Source organism: Aminobacter sp. P4_H6_2 (assembly GCF_056400805.1).
The window spans coordinates 1-15,896 of record NZ_JBFUKO010000068.1; the positions used below are offsets into that span (position 1 = coordinate 1).

Annotated in this window: 14 protein-coding genes; 6 read left to right on the forward strand and 8 right to left on the reverse strand. The window is 63.7% G+C overall.

Annotated features, from left to right (window positions below; all coding sequences use genetic code 11):
• Window positions 1–155 precede the first annotated feature (155 nt).
• Window positions 156–644 (forward strand): MarR family winged helix-turn-helix transcriptional regulator, encoded by a 489-nt coding sequence (locus tag AC1DUU_RS08170; RefSeq protein ID WP_476782918.1) that lies wholly within the window; start codon window positions 156–158, stop codon window positions 642–644.
• A gap of 168 nt (window positions 645–812) precedes the next feature.
• On the opposite strand, the gene AC1DUU_RS08175 is transcribed toward AC1DUU_RS08170, so the two are convergent.
• The 5 genes from AC1DUU_RS08175 to AC1DUU_RS08195 form a co-directional block, all read right to left on the reverse strand.
• A complete protein-coding gene (locus AC1DUU_RS08175) occupies window positions 813–1,979 on the reverse strand; it encodes a cystathionine gamma-synthase (protein ID WP_476782919.1) in 1,167 nt (388 codons plus the stop codon).
• Complete coding sequence (locus tag AC1DUU_RS08180) at window positions 1,976–3,364, reverse strand: pyridoxal-phosphate dependent enzyme (RefSeq protein WP_476782930.1); 1,389 nt, start codon at window positions 3,362–3,364, stop codon at window positions 1,976–1,978. Before AC1DUU_RS08180 ends, AC1DUU_RS08175 begins: the two co-directional genes overlap by 4 nt.
• Window positions 3,365–3,466: 102 nt before the next feature.
• The gene (locus AC1DUU_RS08185) at window positions 3,467–3,712 is read right to left on the reverse strand and encodes a hypothetical protein (RefSeq protein ID WP_476782920.1); all 246 of its coding nucleotides are present in this window, start codon (window positions 3,710–3,712) and stop codon (window positions 3,467–3,469) included.
• A gap of 78 nt (window positions 3,713–3,790) precedes the next feature.
• On the reverse strand, window positions 3,791–5,632 hold the full coding sequence (ilvD, locus tag AC1DUU_RS08190; RefSeq protein ID WP_476782921.1) for a dihydroxy-acid dehydratase: 1,842 nt from the start codon (window positions 5,630–5,632) through the stop codon (window positions 3,791–3,793).
• Window positions 5,633–5,772: 140 nt separating this feature from the next.
• The gene (locus tag AC1DUU_RS08195; protein ID WP_476782931.1) at window positions 5,773–6,630 is read right to left on the reverse strand and encodes a MurR/RpiR family transcriptional regulator; all 858 of its coding nucleotides are present in this window, start codon (window positions 6,628–6,630) and stop codon (window positions 5,773–5,775) included.
• 160 nt (window positions 6,631–6,790) lie between these two features.
• On the opposite strand from AC1DUU_RS08195, the gene AC1DUU_RS08200 reads away from it, so the two are divergent.
• Window positions 6,791–7,900, forward strand: a complete 1,110-nt coding sequence (locus AC1DUU_RS08200; protein ID WP_476782922.1) for a Gfo/Idh/MocA family protein — start codon at window positions 6,791–6,793, stop codon at window positions 7,898–7,900.
• A gap of 26 nt (window positions 7,901–7,926) precedes the next feature.
• On the opposite strand, the gene AC1DUU_RS08205 is transcribed toward AC1DUU_RS08200, so the two are convergent.
• Window positions 7,927–8,727, reverse strand: a complete 801-nt coding sequence (locus tag AC1DUU_RS08205) for a hypothetical protein (protein ID WP_476782923.1) — start codon at window positions 8,725–8,727, stop codon at window positions 7,927–7,929.
• 247 nt (window positions 8,728–8,974) lie between these two features.
• Between AC1DUU_RS08205 and hrpB the strand changes: the two genes are divergently transcribed.
• The 3 genes from hrpB to AC1DUU_RS08220 all read left to right on the forward strand — a co-directional run bounded on the left by hrpB (window position 8,975) and on the right by AC1DUU_RS08220 (window position 13,797).
• Entirely contained in the window at window positions 8,975–11,569 is a 2,595-nt protein-coding gene (gene hrpB / locus AC1DUU_RS08210; protein ID WP_476782924.1) for an ATP-dependent helicase HrpB, read from the forward strand.
• A gap of 158 nt (window positions 11,570–11,727) precedes the next feature.
• Window positions 11,728–13,047 carry an ActS/PrrB/RegB family redox-sensitive histidine kinase gene (locus AC1DUU_RS08215; RefSeq protein ID WP_476782925.1) on the forward strand — a complete coding sequence of 440 codons (1,320 nt, stop codon included), beginning with the start codon at window positions 11,728–11,730 and terminating at the stop codon, window positions 13,045–13,047.
• Window positions 13,048–13,236: 189 nt separating this feature from the next.
• The gene (locus tag AC1DUU_RS08220) at window positions 13,237–13,797 is read left to right on the forward strand and encodes an ActR/PrrA/RegA family redox response regulator transcription factor (RefSeq protein ID WP_476782926.1); all 561 of its coding nucleotides are present in this window, start codon (window positions 13,237–13,239) and stop codon (window positions 13,795–13,797) included.
• 117 nt (window positions 13,798–13,914) lie between these two features.
• Here the strand turns inward: AC1DUU_RS08220 and AC1DUU_RS08225 are convergent, their stop codons facing one another.
• A complete protein-coding gene (locus tag AC1DUU_RS08225) occupies window positions 13,915–14,415 on the reverse strand; it encodes an MmcB family DNA repair protein (RefSeq protein ID WP_476782927.1) in 501 nt (166 codons plus the stop codon).
• A gap of 275 nt (window positions 14,416–14,690) precedes the next feature.
• On the opposite strand from AC1DUU_RS08225, the gene AC1DUU_RS08230 reads away from it, so the two are divergent.
• Entirely contained in the window at window positions 14,691–15,311 is a 621-nt protein-coding gene (locus tag AC1DUU_RS08230; RefSeq protein WP_476782928.1) for a L,D-transpeptidase, read from the forward strand.
• Between the two features lie 130 nt (window positions 15,312–15,441).
• On the opposite strand, the gene AC1DUU_RS08235 is transcribed toward AC1DUU_RS08230, so the two are convergent.
• Window positions 15,442–15,896: NifU family protein (locus tag AC1DUU_RS08235; protein WP_476782929.1), on the reverse strand; the 455-nt coding region annotated here is incomplete at its 5' end.

The window sequence follows — 15,896 nt, forward strand, 5'->3', positions numbered from 1 at the left end:
GATAGGTGCTGCCCCAGATCGCCGGGGCGATGGCCGTCAAAAGCTGGTCGGTGTTGCGCGTCGTCATCGCTGCATCTCTCTTGAGATCAAATATCTTGATATCAAGGTAATATAGATTCTCTTGACGTCAAGATATTATTTCTCGATGGTGCGGCATGGATCGCGTTGATGACATTCTTGCCCAATGGAACCGGGAACGGCCCGACCTCGACGTTGCGCCGATGGGCCTGATCGGCCGGTTGACGCGGCTCTCGCAGCATCTCGGCCGCGAGATGGAAAAGACCTTCGCAGCGCACGGGCTGAACTATGCCAGCTTCGATGTGCTGGCAACGCTGCGCCGCTCGGGACCGCCTTATGCGCTGTCCCCCGGCGACCTCTCCGCCACCATGATGATCACCTCCGGCACCATGACCAACCGTGTCGACCAGCTGGAAAAGGCAGGGCTTGTCGCGCGCACGCTCAATCCCGGCGACCGCCGCAGCTTCATCGTCTCGCTGACCGAAAAGGGTTTTGCCACCATCGACGCGGCCGTGGCCGACCATGTGGCGACGCAGACGCGCATCGTTCAAATGCTATCCGCCCAGGAGCGGGCAGCGCTCGATGCGCTGCTGAGCAAGTTCCTGGTCGGTTTCGAGAGCGCCTGACGTAACAAGCAGACGATAGCGCCGCCCCTCATCCCCCTGCCGGGACCTTCTCCCCGTAAGTACGGAGGCTGGTCGCAACGCCGACGTCCCCCTCTCCCCGTTCTTCACGGGGAGAGGGTAAGGGTGAGGGGCGAGCGCAAGCCTCCCAGACGAGAGTAGAGGGGAAAATCACCCCGCCAGCGCTTGCTCAAGGTCGGCGATCAGATCGTCGCCATCCTCGATGCCGGCCGACAGCCGCACCAGCGAATCCGAAATGCCGATTGCTGCGCGTTTTTCCGCCGGTATCGAGCCGTGCGTCATCAGTGCCGGATGCTCGATCAGGCTTTCAACACCGCCGAGGCTTTCGGCCAGCGTGAACAGCTGAGTCCGTTCGAGGAAACGCTTAGTCGCAGCGAGATCGCGGTCGAGTTCGACTGTGATCATGCCGCCGAAATGATACATCTGTGCCTTGGCAATGGCGTGCTGGGGATGGCTTTCGAGACCGGGATAGATCACCCGGCGCACATCCTTGCGGGCCTCCAGCCAGCGCGCGATCTTCGCCCCATTCTGCGAATGGCGCTCCATCCTGAGCGCCAGAGTCTTGATGCCGCGTAGAGCCAGAAAGCTGTCGAACGGTCCCGAGATCGCGCCGATTGCGTTCTGCAAAAACTTCAGCTGGTCGCGCAGATCCTTGTTGTCGCCAACGACGACACAGCCGCCGACCATGTCGGAATGGCCGTTGAGATATTTCGTCGTCGAATGCACCACGATATCGATGCCGAGTTCCAGCGGCCGCTGCAGATAGGGGCTGCAGAAGGTGTTGTCGGCGACCGTCAGCACGCCCTTGCGCCTGGCGAGTGCCGCAACGCCTTCGAGATCGACCACGCGCAGCAGCGGATTGGTCGGCGTCTCGACCCACAACATCTTGGTCTCGGGGCGGATAGCGGCTTCGACGGCGGCAAGATCGGTGAAGTCGACGAAGCTCACCTGCAGTCCGGCTGTACGCTTGCGCACCCGTTCCAGCAGCCGGAACGTGCCGCCATAGATGTCGTCGGTGGCAACGATATGCGCGCCTGAATCGAGCAGCTCGAAAACAGTGGCGATGGCCGCCAGCCCCGAGGCGAAGGCGAAGCCGGCGCTACCGCTTTCGAGATCGGCGATGGCGCGCTCGAAGGCAAAGCGCGTCGGGTTCTGGCTGCGGGCGTATTCAAACCCCTTGTGCACGCCGGGGCTCTGCTGGCCATAGGTGGAGGTCGCATAGATCGGCACCATCACAGCGCCGGTCGTCGGGTCATGGCTCTGGCCGCCATGGATGGTGCGTGTCGAAAAAGCCAGCCGGTTCTTCGCAGTGGTCATTTTGCCCGCCTGAGATGGTTGATGAGGTCGACGCGGGTGATCAGCCCGATGAAGTCTTCGCCGTCGAAGATGATTGCCACTTCGTTGCGGTCGAATATCGGCAGCAGCGCATCGAGCGTCTGATTGGCCTGCAGCGTGTGCAGGTCCTTGCTCATCGCGGTTGCGACCGGTGCGTTGAAGCGGTTCCAGCGGCTGTCATAGGGGCCCTCGACAACCGCCAGGATGTCGCTTTCGTCGACGATGCCGACCAGCTTGCCCTCGTCGAGCACCGGCAGTTGCGACACGTCCCCGCGCCGCATCCGGCCATAGGCGGTGAGCAAACTGTCGCCAGGGCTGACAAACACTGTGCCGCCTTCGCGGTGAGAACGCGCAACGAGGTCGCTCAAATCGCCATGTTGTTCGCGCTCATCGAGGCCCTGTTCGGCCAGCCAGAAATCGTCGAACACCTTGGACAGGTATTTGTTGCCGCTGTCGCAGACGAAGGTCACGACGCGCTTCGGCGTCTTCTGCTCGCGGCAGTAGCGCAGTGCCGCCGACAGCAGCGTGCCCGACGACGAGCCGGCCAAGATGCCTTCCTTGGCAAGCAGGTCGCGCACCGCCAGCATGCTCGCCTTGTCGGTCACCGAATAGGCCTTCTTGACCAGTGAAAGGTCGGCGTTCGGCGGTACGAAATCCTCACCGATGCCTTCCACCGTCCAGCTTCCCGCTTCTTCCATCTTGCCGGTCTTGATCAGCGGCGCCAGCACCGAGCCGACGGGATCGGCCAGCACCATTTCCGTCTTGGGAGAAACCTTGGCGAAGAAGCGCCCGAGCCCGGTCAGCGTGCCGCCTGAGCCGACACCGACCACAACCGCATCGACGTCGCCCTCAAGCTGCTCCCAGATTTCCGGTCCGGTCGTGGTCTCATGCGCCTCGGGGTTGGCCGGGTTGGCGAACTGGTTGACGTAAAACGAGCCGGGAATTTCGGCTGCGATCTTCTCGGCCATGTCCTGGTAATATTCGGCATGGCCCTTGCCGACGTCAGAGCGCGTCAGCCGAACTTCGGCGCCGAGCGCGCGCAGGTGCTGGATCTTTTCACGGCTCATCTTGTCGGGCACGACAAGGATGATGCGGTAGCCCTTGGGGATGCCGACCTGGGCGAGCCCGAGCCCGGTATTGCCGGCGGTCGCCTCGACGATGGTGCCGCCGCGCTTGAGCTTGCCCTCGCGCTCGGCCGCGGCGATCATCGACAGCGCGATGCGGTCCTTGATCGAGCCGCCGGGGTTCTGGCTTTCGAGCTTGATGAACAGCCGGCACGGCCCGGTGTCGAACTGCGTCAGCTCGACGACAGGTGTTTCGCCGATCAAATCGAGCACGGATTTGAAGGGTGGATTGAGACGGGCCATGGCGGCTTCTCCCTTCGCAGTCATCGAGCTTACCTCATGTCGGGCGGGCGGGCACCCGCCGTGCGGTTGATCCTCGGCCGCATCTGGCCAGCATCGGCGCATTTATCTGTGAGGGCCGGTTCTAACAAAGGTAGGGAATTTCAATTCGGCGGCCATCTTGAGAAGGAAAATCTCAGGTGGCCGTAGAAAATCCGCGCGACACGCAATCCATTTCGCGCGGGGGGTGTTGACCCTCAACTTGGTGAAGCGCCAAAAAGGGGCGGCATGGTCGACAAAATCTAGACCACAGGCGAAGTCGCCAAGCTCGGCGGCAGCTCGGTTCGAATGGCGCTGGATCAACGATGCCATGGCGGAACTTCCTGGTCCCGCAAAGACAAAGGGCCCGCACTCGGTGCGGGCCCTTTGTCATTTCAAAATCTCTTGATCTTACTCGAAGTCGCCGAGGTCGCGCACCGCGCCGCGATCTGCGGACGTTGCGAATGCCGCATAGGCCTTCAGCGCCTTGGTCACCTTGCGCTTGCGCACCTCCACCGGCTTCCAACCCTTGGCGTCCTGTTCGGCGCGGCGGCTTGCCAGTTCGGCCTCGTCGACGCGCAGGCTGATGGTGCGGTTGGGGATGTCGATGTCGATGATGTCGCCCTCGCGCACCAGCCCGATCGTGCCGCCATTCGCCGCTTCCGGCGAAACGTGGCCGATCGACAGGCCGGACGTGCCGCCGGAGAAGCGCCCGTCGGTGAGCAGCGCGCAGGCTTTGCCGAGGCCCTTCGACTTGAGGTAGCTGGTCGGATAGAGCATCTCCTGCATGCCGGGGCCGCCCTTTGGGCCCTCGTAGCGGATAACCACCACGTCGCCGGCCACGACTTCATTGCTGAGGATCGCCTTGACCGAAGCGTCCTGGCTTTCGAAGACGCGAGCGGGGCCAGAGAATTTCAGGATCGACTCGTCGACGCCGGCGGTCTTCACCACGCAGCCGTCGCGCGCGATGTTGCCCTTGAGTATGGCAAGGCCGCCGTCCTTGGAGAAGGCATGTTCGGCCGAGCGGATGACGCCCTTTTCGCGATCGAGGTCGAGCTCGTCCCAGCGTCGGTCCTGGCTGAAGGCTGTCTGTGTCGGCACGCCGCCGGGAGCAGCGAGATAGAAGTCGCGCACCGCCTGGCTCTTGGTCCGCGAGGTATCCCAATGATCGATGGCTTCGCCGATCGTTGCCGTGTGTACGGTCGGCAGGTCGCGGTTGAGCAGGCCGGCCTTGTCGAGCTGGCCGAGGATGGCAAAAATGCCGCCGGCGCGGTGCACGTCTTCCATGTGCACGTCGGCCTTGGCGGGCGCCACCTTGCACAGCACTGGCACCTTGCGCGACAGGCGGTCGATATCGTCCTGGTCGAAGTCGATCTCGCCTTCAATGGCGGCGGCAAGGATGTGCAGCACGGTGTTGGTCGACCCGCCCATGGCGATGTCGATGGCCATGGCGTTTTCGAACGCGCCCTTGGAGGCAATATTGCGCGGCAAAACGCTAGCGTCGTCCTGCTCGTAATAGCGCTGGGCGAGGTCGACGATCAGATGTCCGGCCTCGACAAACAGGCGCTTGCGGTCGGCGTGCGTCGCCAGCGTCGAGCCGTTGCCGGGCAGCGACAGGCCGAGCGCTTCCGTCAGGCAGTTCATCGAATTGGCGGTGAACATGCCCGAGCACGAGCCGCAGGTCGGGCAGGCCGAGCGCTCGATGACCTTGACGTCCTCGTCCGAAACCTTGTCGTCGGCGGCGGCTACCATGGCGTCGATCAGGTCGAGCGCGACGGTCTTGCCGGCGACCACCACCTTGCCGGCTTCCATAGGGCCGCCGGAGACGAACACGGCGGGGATGTTCAGGCGCATCGCAGCCATCAGCATTCCGGGCGTGATCTTGTCGCAATTGGAGATGCAGACCATGGCGTCGGCGCAGTGCGCGTTGACCATGTATTCGACGCTGTCGGCGATGATCTCGCGGCTCGGCAGCGAATACAGCATGCCGTCATGGCCCATGGCGATGCCGTCATCGACGGCGATGGTGTTGAATTCCTTGGCCACGCCGCCGGCCGCCTCGATCTCGCGGGCGACCAGCTGGCCGAGATCCTTGAGATGCACGTGTCCCGGCACGAACTGGGTGAAGGAATTTACCACCGCAATGATCGGCTTGCCGAAATCGGTGTCCTTCATGCCGGTGGCGCGCCAAAGGCCACGGGCACCCGCCATGTTACGGCCGTGTGTGGTGGTGCGCGAACGATAAACAGGCATGGGGCTCTCTCATACAATAGATGGCTAACAGTGGGATTGAGCCACTATCGCCCTTGCGTCAACTATTTTTCGCCTGAGGGGCATTCTGGCATGACAACAGCGGGAAGCTGCCATGCACCGAGCGCAGCTCAACTGCTGGCTCAGCCCCTGGAATTGGCGGATTTCCTGCCCTTTCGGCCGCGCCTCAGTTCGGCGACGCCGACGGTCAGCCCCATCGCCAGCGCCATGGTCGCGGCCAGCGAGCGGAAGCCGCCGAAATCGGCTTCAGCCACCTCGAACCACACCTTGGCGAACTGCGCCAACGGCGAAAACGCGCTGTCGGTGATGGCGATGACCGGCACGTTGTTCGCCGACAGAATTCGCGCCTCCTCGATGGTCGCCGAGGCATAGGGCGAGAAGCTGATGGCGATCACCGCGTCCCTGGACGAGGCAAACGAGATGATCTCGGGGCTGAGGCCCGAGGCGGATTCGATCAGCTGGCTGCGCACCCCGAGCTTGCCCAGCGCATAGGCGATGTAGCTCGCGACCGGATAGGAGCGGCGGCGTGCCAGGATGTAGATCGTCTCGGCGCCGTTGAGGATATCGATGGCGCGGTCGAGGGTTTCGTCGTCGAGATTGCGCGACATCACGTCGAGCGACTTGCTGGCGGCAGCCAGGAAACCGTCGACGATGCGGCGGTTGGAGGTGCCTTCGTCGGCATCGCCGCGCACCACGGTCAGCCGTTCCTCGTAGGATGTCGTGCGCTCCCTCAGGCGCTCGCGAAAAACCTGCTGCAGGCTGGTGAAGCCGTCATAACCAAGATGCTGGGCGAAGCGGATCAGCGTTGAGGGCTGCACGCCCGCCGATGTCGCGATRCTGGCGGCAGTGCCGAAGGCGATCTCGTCGGGATTGTCGAGCGCGTAGGCAGCCACCTGCGCGATGCGCTTGGGCAGCGACTGGCGGCGATCGAGGATCAGCGCCCGCAAGGCCTCGAAATCGCGTGGCAGCGCCTCCGACATCGTCTCGTTCATCTGGTCCATTCCGTCTCCGCCCATTGCAACATATCGATGCCGCGGCCGCCTGTCCAAATAAAATGAACTGTATGTTCCATTTTCGACAAAATTCGACTATTCAGTCCGTCAACGGCAATGCCACTTCTATAAACCGGGAGAGCGTGAAGTGACAGGTGTAGGACTTATCGGAACCGGCTTCATGGGCAAGTGCCACGCGCTCGCCTGGAATTCCGTCAGCACCGTCTTCGGCGATGTACCTCGGGTTCGGCTCGCCCATCTTGGCGAAGCCAATGCCGATCTCGCGGCGAGCCGCGCCACCGAGCTCGGTTTCGCAAAATCCTCGGGCGACTGGCGCGCCGTGCTCGCCGATCCCGAGGTCGACATCGTCTCGTTGACCACGCCCAACCAGTTCCATCCGGAGATGGCCATCGCCATCCTTGAGGCCGGCAAGCATCTGTGGTGCGAAAAGCCGATGGCGCCCACCCTTGCCGAGGCCGAGGCCATGGCGGCTGCGGCCCGCAAGTCGGGCAAGGTGGCCGTGCTCGGCTACAATTACATTCAGAGCCCGACCATCCGGCACATCCGCAAGCTGCTCGACGAAAAGATCATCGGCGAGGTCAACCATCTCCGCGTCGAGATGGACGAGGACTTCATGGCCGACCCCGACGCGCCGTTCTTCTGGAAGCATGAGGCGACATCAGGCTACGGCGCGCTCGACGATTTCGCCGTCCACCCGCTGTCGCTGATTTCAGCCCTGTTCGGCCGCGTCGGCTCGGTGATGTGCGATATGGCCAAACCCTATCCGGACCGGCAGGTTACGGGTGGCGGGCGCCGCGCGGTCGAAACCTACGACATCGCCTCGAGCCTGATCCATCTTGAAAACGGCGTGTCGGGCACACTGCTGGTCAACCGCTCCGCCTGGGGCCGCAAGGGCCGCATCCAGGTCCAGATCTTCGGCTCCAAGGGTTCCATCGTCTTCGACCAGGAGCGCTTCAACGAAATCCAGCTCTACGTCACCTCCGACCGGCCGACCGAGCAGGGTTTTCGCACCATCCTCGCGGCACCCGTCCATGCGCCTTATGACAAGTTCATCCCAGCTCCCGGCCACGGCCTCGGCTTCAACGATTTGAAGACCATCGAGTGCCGCGAACTGCTGTCGCGGATCGCTGGCCAAGCCGCCCATGTCATCGACTTCGACGAAGGGCTGGAGATCGAGCGCACCGTGCACGCTATGGCTAAGTCATTCGCCGAGCAGAAGTGGGTGAAGGTGAGGTAGGGAAGGCTAAAGCGCTTCCGTAGCCCTCATGGTGAGCCTGTCGAACCACGAGGGCGCTGGGCACCATGTCCAGTTTGCCCCAAAACCCATGGTTCGACAGGCTCACCATGAGGGTTTCGGGGGAGCCCCGCCGCAGCCCAACCCATCTGCACCACATAAAACGCCAGCAATATCGCGGCGTTGAGTTCGAGCACTTCCTCGACGGCGGCGAACGCGCGCGATGATGCGGCGATGTCGATCACCTGCGCCAGCCCGATGAAGCCGACATGCAGGAAAAGCAGCACGTGGCCTGRGAGCCATGTCGACGCCCCGCTTATATTGCGCGCGATCTGGCGCAGGGCGAACAGCAGCAGTCCCGCCGATATTGCGAGCATCAGGCCAACCAGAATCCAGGCGAGATTTGGGCTGATGCCCAGTAAAAGCCGATAGGCCAGGATCAGCAAATCGTGGAAGCCGTCGAGTTGTCCGCCGCCATAAAGCGGCAAAGGCTGGAACCCGAACAACCGGGAGCCGAAGCTGGTTTCGTCCAGAAGCTCGGCAAGCCCGATCAGGCCCGCCAGCACCAGCGGCACGCGCATCCCGCGAAGCGCCGTTGCGACACTTGCTCCGATCACGGCGACGGCCAGGAAAACCACAGTTCCAGTCTCGACGATGCCGTCCTCTTGCAACAGCAGCGAGCGGATGCCGGGCGCAATGATTGCCGCCAGTGCCGAGGCGACGGTGACCGCCCCGACAAGCGCCACGGCACAGGCAAGGAACCGGAACTGTTCGCCCCGCCGAGACCCCACCGGCACGTCGCCAACCAAAGGATGCACCATCTGCGCCATGGACCCTCTCCTGTCGCAAAACTATCAGGGAGCCGTCACATATTGTCCGTTTCGGGCAGGGGAAGGGCGACCAGCTGCCGGATCGATCAATCCTCGCGACGTACCGTAAGACTAGGCTGCAGCCTGCCGACACGTCGGGTCGAAACTCAGACGGTGCAATGACCGCACGGCGCTTGGGTGTCGTCCCTTGTTGCCTCCTGCCTGCTTCCGCTGATATTCGACCGCAGACGACGCCCGGAACGATTTCATGACCAAGCTTCCCGACCTGCCGGTGACGGCGGTCCTGCCGCAACTTGCCGAGGCTCTAGCTTCCGGCAACAGCGCCGTGCTGGTCGCCCCGCCCGGCGCCGGCAAGACCACGCTCGTTCCCTTGGCATTGCTTGATGCGTCCTGGCGCGGCGATGGCAAGATCATCCTGCTCGAACCGCGCCGGTTAGCTGCCCGCGCCGCAGCACGACGCATGGCTTCGCTGCTCGGCGAAGAGCCGGGTGGAACGGTCGGCTATGCCATGCGCATGGAAAACAAGGTCAGCGCGAAGACAAAAATCCTCGTCGTCACCGAGGGCGTTCTGGCCCGCATGATCCTCGACGATCCCGAGCTTCCGGGCGTGGCCGCCGTGCTGTTCGACGAATTCCACGAGCGCTCGCTCGACGGCGATTTCGGACTTGCGCTGGCGCTCGACGTGCAAGGCGCGCTGCGTCCCGATCTCAGGCTCGTGGTGATGTCGGCGACGCTCGACGGGGCGCGTGTGTCCAGACTGCTCGACGGTGCGGCGGTCATCGAAAGCCAGGGCCGCAGCTTCCCCGTCGACATCCGCTACGACGAGCGCCCGGCAGGCGTTTCAGTCGAGGACGCGATGGCCAAGGCGATCCGCGACGCGCTCGCCGATGAGCCGGGAAGCGTGCTTGCCTTCCTGCCCGGCCAGCGCGAAATCGAGCGCACCACTGAGCGCCTCGCCGGTCGCGTTGGTGCAGACACTGACATCGTGCCGCTCTATGGCATGCTCGACGGCAAGGCGCAGGATGCCGCGATCAAGCCGGCGCCCGCCGGCCGCCGCAAGGTCGTGCTCGCCACCTCCATCGCCGAGACTTCGATCACCATCGACGGCGTCCGCGTCGTCGTCGATTCCGGCCTGTCGCGGTTGCCGAAATACGAGCCGGCGAGCGGGCTCACCCGGCTTGAAACCGTGCGCGCCTCGCGCGCAGCAGCCGACCAGCGCGCCGGTCGCGCCGGCCGCACCAGCCCCGGCGTTGCCGTGCGCCWCTGGCGCGCCGAGCAGACCGCCGCACTGCCTGCCTTCTCGCCACCCGAGATCCTTGAGGCTGACCTCTCCGGTTTTTTGCTCGACTGCGCCGCCTTTGGTGTCGCCGATCCGACCACGCTTGCCTTCCTCGACCCGCCGCCAGCACCGGCATTGGCCGAGGCGAAGGCACTCCTCATCGAGCTTGACGCCATCGACGCCGACGGTCGCCTGACGGCCGCTGGCCAGGCCATGAGAAAACTCGCTTTGCCGGTCCGTCTCGCCCACATGGTCGCCGAAGCGGCGCGCCAGGGTGCAGCCGTTGAGGCGGCACAGCTTGCCGTCTTGATGACCGAGCGCGGCCTGGGCGGCGACAGCGCCGACCTCGAACGCCGTCTGCAGCGCTTCCGCAACGAGCGCTCGCCGCGCGCCAACGCCGCCCGCCAGCTGGCGGAACGATTGGCGCGGGCTGCTGAAAAAGCCGCCCCTCACCCTTACCCTCTCCCCGTGAAGGACGGGGAGAGGGGGGCACAAGCGTTGCGGCCATCCTCCTTCTCCCCGTCCTTACGGGGAGAAGGTCCGTCAGGGGTTGAGGGGCAGCGCGAACCTGCGCGAGGAGCTGCGTCGGCCGAAACTCTCACCCCCGGCACGCTCCTTCTCCTTGCCTGGCCCGATCGGGTCGCCAAGGCGCGTGGCGAGCGTGGCCGCTTCGTGCTGGCCAATGGCAGCGGTGCCGCTGTCGACGCCGCCGACCCGCTGGCCGGCGAGCTCTATCTCGTCGTCGCCGATCTTCAGGGCAAGGCGCAGAACGCCCGCATTTCGTCAGCTGCCGCCGTCTCGGAAGCCGATATTCGCACCATCCTTTCTGCCCATCTGGAGAGGAAAACCGAAGCCAGCTTCGACAGGGAAAAGCGCTCGGTGCGCGTGCGCGAAACCGTCCGCATCGGCGCTGTCACCCTGTCGGAACGCATGCTGCCCGCACCCAAGGGCGAAGAGGCCGACTGCGCGATCCTTGAAGCGCTGCGCACCCACGGCCTCGACCTGCTCGACTGGGGCAAGGAGGCCGAGACCTTGCGCCAGCGCCTGTCCTGGCTGCATCGTGGTCTGGGCGATCCTTGGCCCGATATGTCCGACCAAGCCCTGCTCGACCGCCTCGAAGACTGGCTCTTGCCCTTCCTGCGTGGCGAGGCCTCCTTTGCCCGCATTGGCGCGGGCACACTTCACGATGGGCTGATGTCGCTTGTCCCGCACGACCTGCAGCGCAAGATCGGCACGCTTGCGCCCACCCATTTTACGGCGCCGTCAGGCAGCCATGTGCCGATCCGCTATGACGGTGAATGGCCGGTGCTGGCTGTGCGCGTGCAGGAGCTGTTCGGCATGTACAAACACCCCTCGATCGCGGGCGGGACGGTCGCGCTCACGCTCGAACTTCTGTCGCCGGCGCATCGCCCGATCCAGACGACGCGCGACCTGCCTGGTTTCTGGCGTGGTTCATGGGCCGACGTGCGTTCCGACATGCGCGGCCGCTATCCCCGCCACGTCTGGCCCGACAATCCGCTGGAGGCTCAGGCAACCGCCCGCGCCAAACCGCGCGGTACCTAGAGCATGATCCCGAACCGAAGGTCCGCGTAGCGAACCAGTGGAGGCCGGTTTTCGAACAAGATCATGCTCCAGCTAAAAACTAGGGGCTTCGTCCCGTTTCTTTCGGGACGAATGCCCTGGCTCTTGGCGGCGGGCCGCGTCCAGCGCATATAGCGCAGATGAACACGCGCACGCCCGACCTCCAGCACAGCCACCGGCTCCGCCTCAACACGCTGATCCGCCTGCGCTGGCTGGCGATCGTCGGCCAGAGCATCACGGTGATCTTCGTTGCGTACTGGCTCGAGTTCCCGCTGCCGGTCAGCCTGTGTTTTGCCCTTATTGCCAGTTCCGCCTGGCTCAACCTGTTCCTGGCCTTTCGCTATCCGGCCACGCATCGGCTCAATCCGTTCGCGGCCTTTGGCATYCTGGCCTTCGACAGCCTGCAGCTCGCCGGACTGCTCTACATGACGGGCGGCTTGACCAATCCGTTTTCGCTTTTGATGACGGTGCCGGTCGTCATCTCGGCGACGTCGCTGCCGCTGCGCCTCACCACCATCCTTGCTGGCCTTGTCATCGTCATCGTCAGCCTGCTCGCCTTCTTCCACCTGCCCTTGCCCTGGTATGACGGCATCGAGCTTGCCATGCCCTTCATCTACACATCGGGCATCTGGATCGCGGTGTGCTGCTCGATCRCCTTCACGGCCATGTATGCCTTCCGTGTCGCCGACGAGGCGCGCCTGCTTGCCAATGCGCTGGCTGCAACCGAACTGGTGCTCCAGCGCGAGCAGCATCTGTCGGCGCTCGATGGTCTCGCCGCCGCTGCCGCCCACGAACTCGGAACACCGCTTGCCACCATCACGCTGGTCGCCAAGGAAATGGAACGCGCGCTCGGCAACGATCCGAAATATGGCGAGGACGTCACCTTGCTGCGAAGCCAGAGCGAGCGCTGCCGCGAGATCTTGAAGCGTCTCACCAGCCTGTCGTCGGAGGGCGAACAGCATCTTGCCCGCCTGCCGCTGACCTCGCTGGTCGAAGAGGTCATCGCCCCGCACCGCGACTTCGGCATCTCGATCAAGCTCGACCCGGGCGAACGCATCGGCCCCGAACCTGTCGGACATCGCAACCCGGGCGTCATCTACGGTCTCGGCAATCTGGTGGAAAACGCCGTCGACTTCGCCCGTAGCCACGTGACGATCCGCTGGAGCTGGGACGCAGACGATGTCAGCTTCTCCATCATGGACGACGGCCCTGGCTTCCCGCCCGATATCATCGACCGCATCGGCGAGCCCTATATGTCGACCCGCCAGGGAGCCGAACCCGGCGGCGGTCTTGGCCTTGGCCTGTTCATTGCCAAGACCTTGCTCGAGCGTTCAGGTGCTGAAATCACCTTCACCAATTCGAGCGTGCCGGGCGAGGGGGCTGTGGTCGAGATCTCGTGGCCGCGCGCCGCTTTCCTCAGTCCGCTGCCGGCCGGGTCGACGATGTTCGACTCTGCCTGAGCCTTGCCTGAGCCTTGAATGACGCGCAAAGGACGCTGCACCAATTGAATTTGGGGCGTGATCCCTCCCGAAAATCGGTTTCAATTTTCGGGTCATGCACCCGGCCATTGGACATCGCGGCTTTGCACCTATATCTGCTTGTAAAACCATAAGAACGACTGGGATCAACGACAAAAAGGATCAAAGGCGATGACCACCCAGGACATTGCGGCCGGGTTGCCGGGCGAAGACCATTCATTGTTGCTTGTCGATGACGACAAGCCATTCGTGACGCGCCTGGCACGCGCCATGGAAAGCCGCGGCTTTGTCGTCGACACCGCCGAGAGCGTCGAGGAAGCGGTCGCTAAGGTGCGCGCCAGTCCACCCGCTTACGCTGTTGTCGACATGCGCCTGGGCGACGGCAACGGCCTCGATGTCGTGTTGGCCATCCGCGAGCGCCGCGAAGACACCCGCACCGTCATCCTGACCGGCTATGGCAACATCGCCACCGCCGTCACCGCCGTGAAGCTTGGTGCGATCGACTATCTGTCCAAGCCGGCAGATGCCGACGACGTCTATGCCGCGCTCACCAACGCCGCGGGCGAGCGTGCCGCCCCGCCGGAAAACCCGATGTCCGCCGATCGTGTCCGCTGGGAGCATATCCAGCGCGTCTACGAGATGTGCGAGCGCAATGTGTCGGAGACCGCGCGCCGGCTCAACATGCACCGCCGTACACTCCAGCGCATTCTCGCCAAGCGGGCGCCGCGCTGAGGAAGGGAGTAGGGGAATAGGGCAGTAAGGCAGTAAGGCAGTAAGGCAGTAAGGCAGCAAAGTCTGCCCAGCGGCTTTTCTTACTCCCCTACTGCCCTATTCCCCTACTGCCTTCTCTTACTCACTCTCCCCCTCCAGCGCCGGCACCGAAACGCCGGCGAGTTCGGCGGAGAGCAGGCGGGCGGCACCGGCGCGTGCGATGCGCAGCATCAGCGCCTTGCGGGTCGCAGCCACCATGCGATGCTCGGGTGCGTCGCGCATGATTTCCGCGCCATAGCCGTCTGAAAGGATGAATCCGCACTCCTCGGGGAAAATCTCGGCCGGCACGTCGGGATGGGTAGCAAAGAAGAAACGGTCGGAATGCAGCCGGTAATCTGGCCATTTGCGGTCGACGCGGAAATCCTCGATCGACGACTTGATCTCGATGATCCAGATGTCGCCCTGGCGCGTCAGCGCCACAAGGTCGGCGCGCCGACCGGTCGCCAGCGACAGTTCGGGCAGCACATGTGCGCCCATCTGCATGAGCAGGCGCTGCACGCCGCGGCGCACAAGCATGGCACGTTCGGATTGGCGACCGTCGATGAGCGGATTCGAAGCAAGTGGTGAGATGATCGGCATGGACCAATCATCGCATCATTTGTTCACGTTTTGAACCCGCTCGCTGGATTATTCCAGACCCATTTCCGCTCACGGATCCGTTACCGCTCCTCGTTGAATTTCATGCCTTTTCCCGCGATACGTGTTGCCGAAATGCCATATCGAGGCACTAACGTTTGTGCACGAATGGTTTATGCCCCTGCTTCCTCTTGGCAAGCAAAAGGCTGGGGCCTTAAGGATGGTGGCAAAAATGAGGCCGAATCGGCCCGGACGCCGCACCAGCTTGGGAACAGCATATGCGATTGAAGTCGTTTGCCATTGTCGCCGCCCTGGCGCTCACTACAGCGCTCGCGGGCTGCTCGACGGACGGCGTTTCGCGCATGTTTTCCAACGACTATGGCGGGCGCACGGATGCCGGCTATCAGTTGCCGACCATTCCGATCAACAAGGTCCCGAGCAAGTATCACCGTCAGCTGGTGCGCTACGAGACCGACCAGAAGCCGGGCACGATCGTCATCGATACCGGTGAGAAGTTCCTCTATCTCGTCGAACCGGACGGCAAGGCGATGCGCTACGGCATCGGCGTCGGCCGCGAAGGTTTCGAGTGGCAGGGCACCGCCCGCATCGCGCTCAAGCGTGAATGGCCGACCTGGACGCCTCCTGGCGAGATGATCCAGCGCCAGCCCGAGCTCGCCAAATATGCCCGTGGCATGGAGCCCGGCCTGAAGAACCCGCTCGGCGCGCGCGCGCTTTATCTCTTTAACAAGGGCGGCGATTCCGGCTACCGGCTGCACGGCACGCCCGAGTGGAACTCCATCGGCAAGGCGATGTCGTCGGGCTGTATCCGCTTGATGAACCAGGACATCATCGACCTCTACAACCGCGTCGAAGTCGGCGCCAAGGTCATCGTGAAATAAGCGCGAACCGTCCAGGCAACACGGACGTCGCAAACGAAAAACCGGGCACTTTGGCCCGGTTTTTTGTTATTTGGCGTTCTCACCGAGACCCTGTTGGGCATTCGTCCCGCAGTAGAATTGTCGGGCAGCCTCAGACCTGTTCGACCTGCTGAACCTCGGGCACGAAGTGGCGCAGCAGGTTCTGGATGCCGTGCTTGAGCGTCGCCGTCGACGACGGGCAGCCGGCGCAGGCGCCCTTCATGTGCAGGAACACGGTTCCGTTTTCGTAGCCACGGAAAGTGATGTCGCCGCCGTCCTGGGCAACGGCCGGGCGCACGCGCGTGTCGAGCAGTTCCTTGATCGTCACCACGATCTCGGCGTCGGCCTGGTCGAAGAATTCATTCTGGTCGTCGTGATGGCCACCACCACCGGCAGCCTGGCCGGCCATGACGGGCGCGCCCGACATGAAGTGTTCCATGATCGAGCCCAGGATCGCCGGCTTCAGGTGCTGCCAGTCGGGACCGTCCTTGGAAACGGTGATGAAGTCGTAGCCGAAGAAGACGCCGGTGACGCCGGGAATGTCGAACAGCCGGCCGGCAAGCGGGG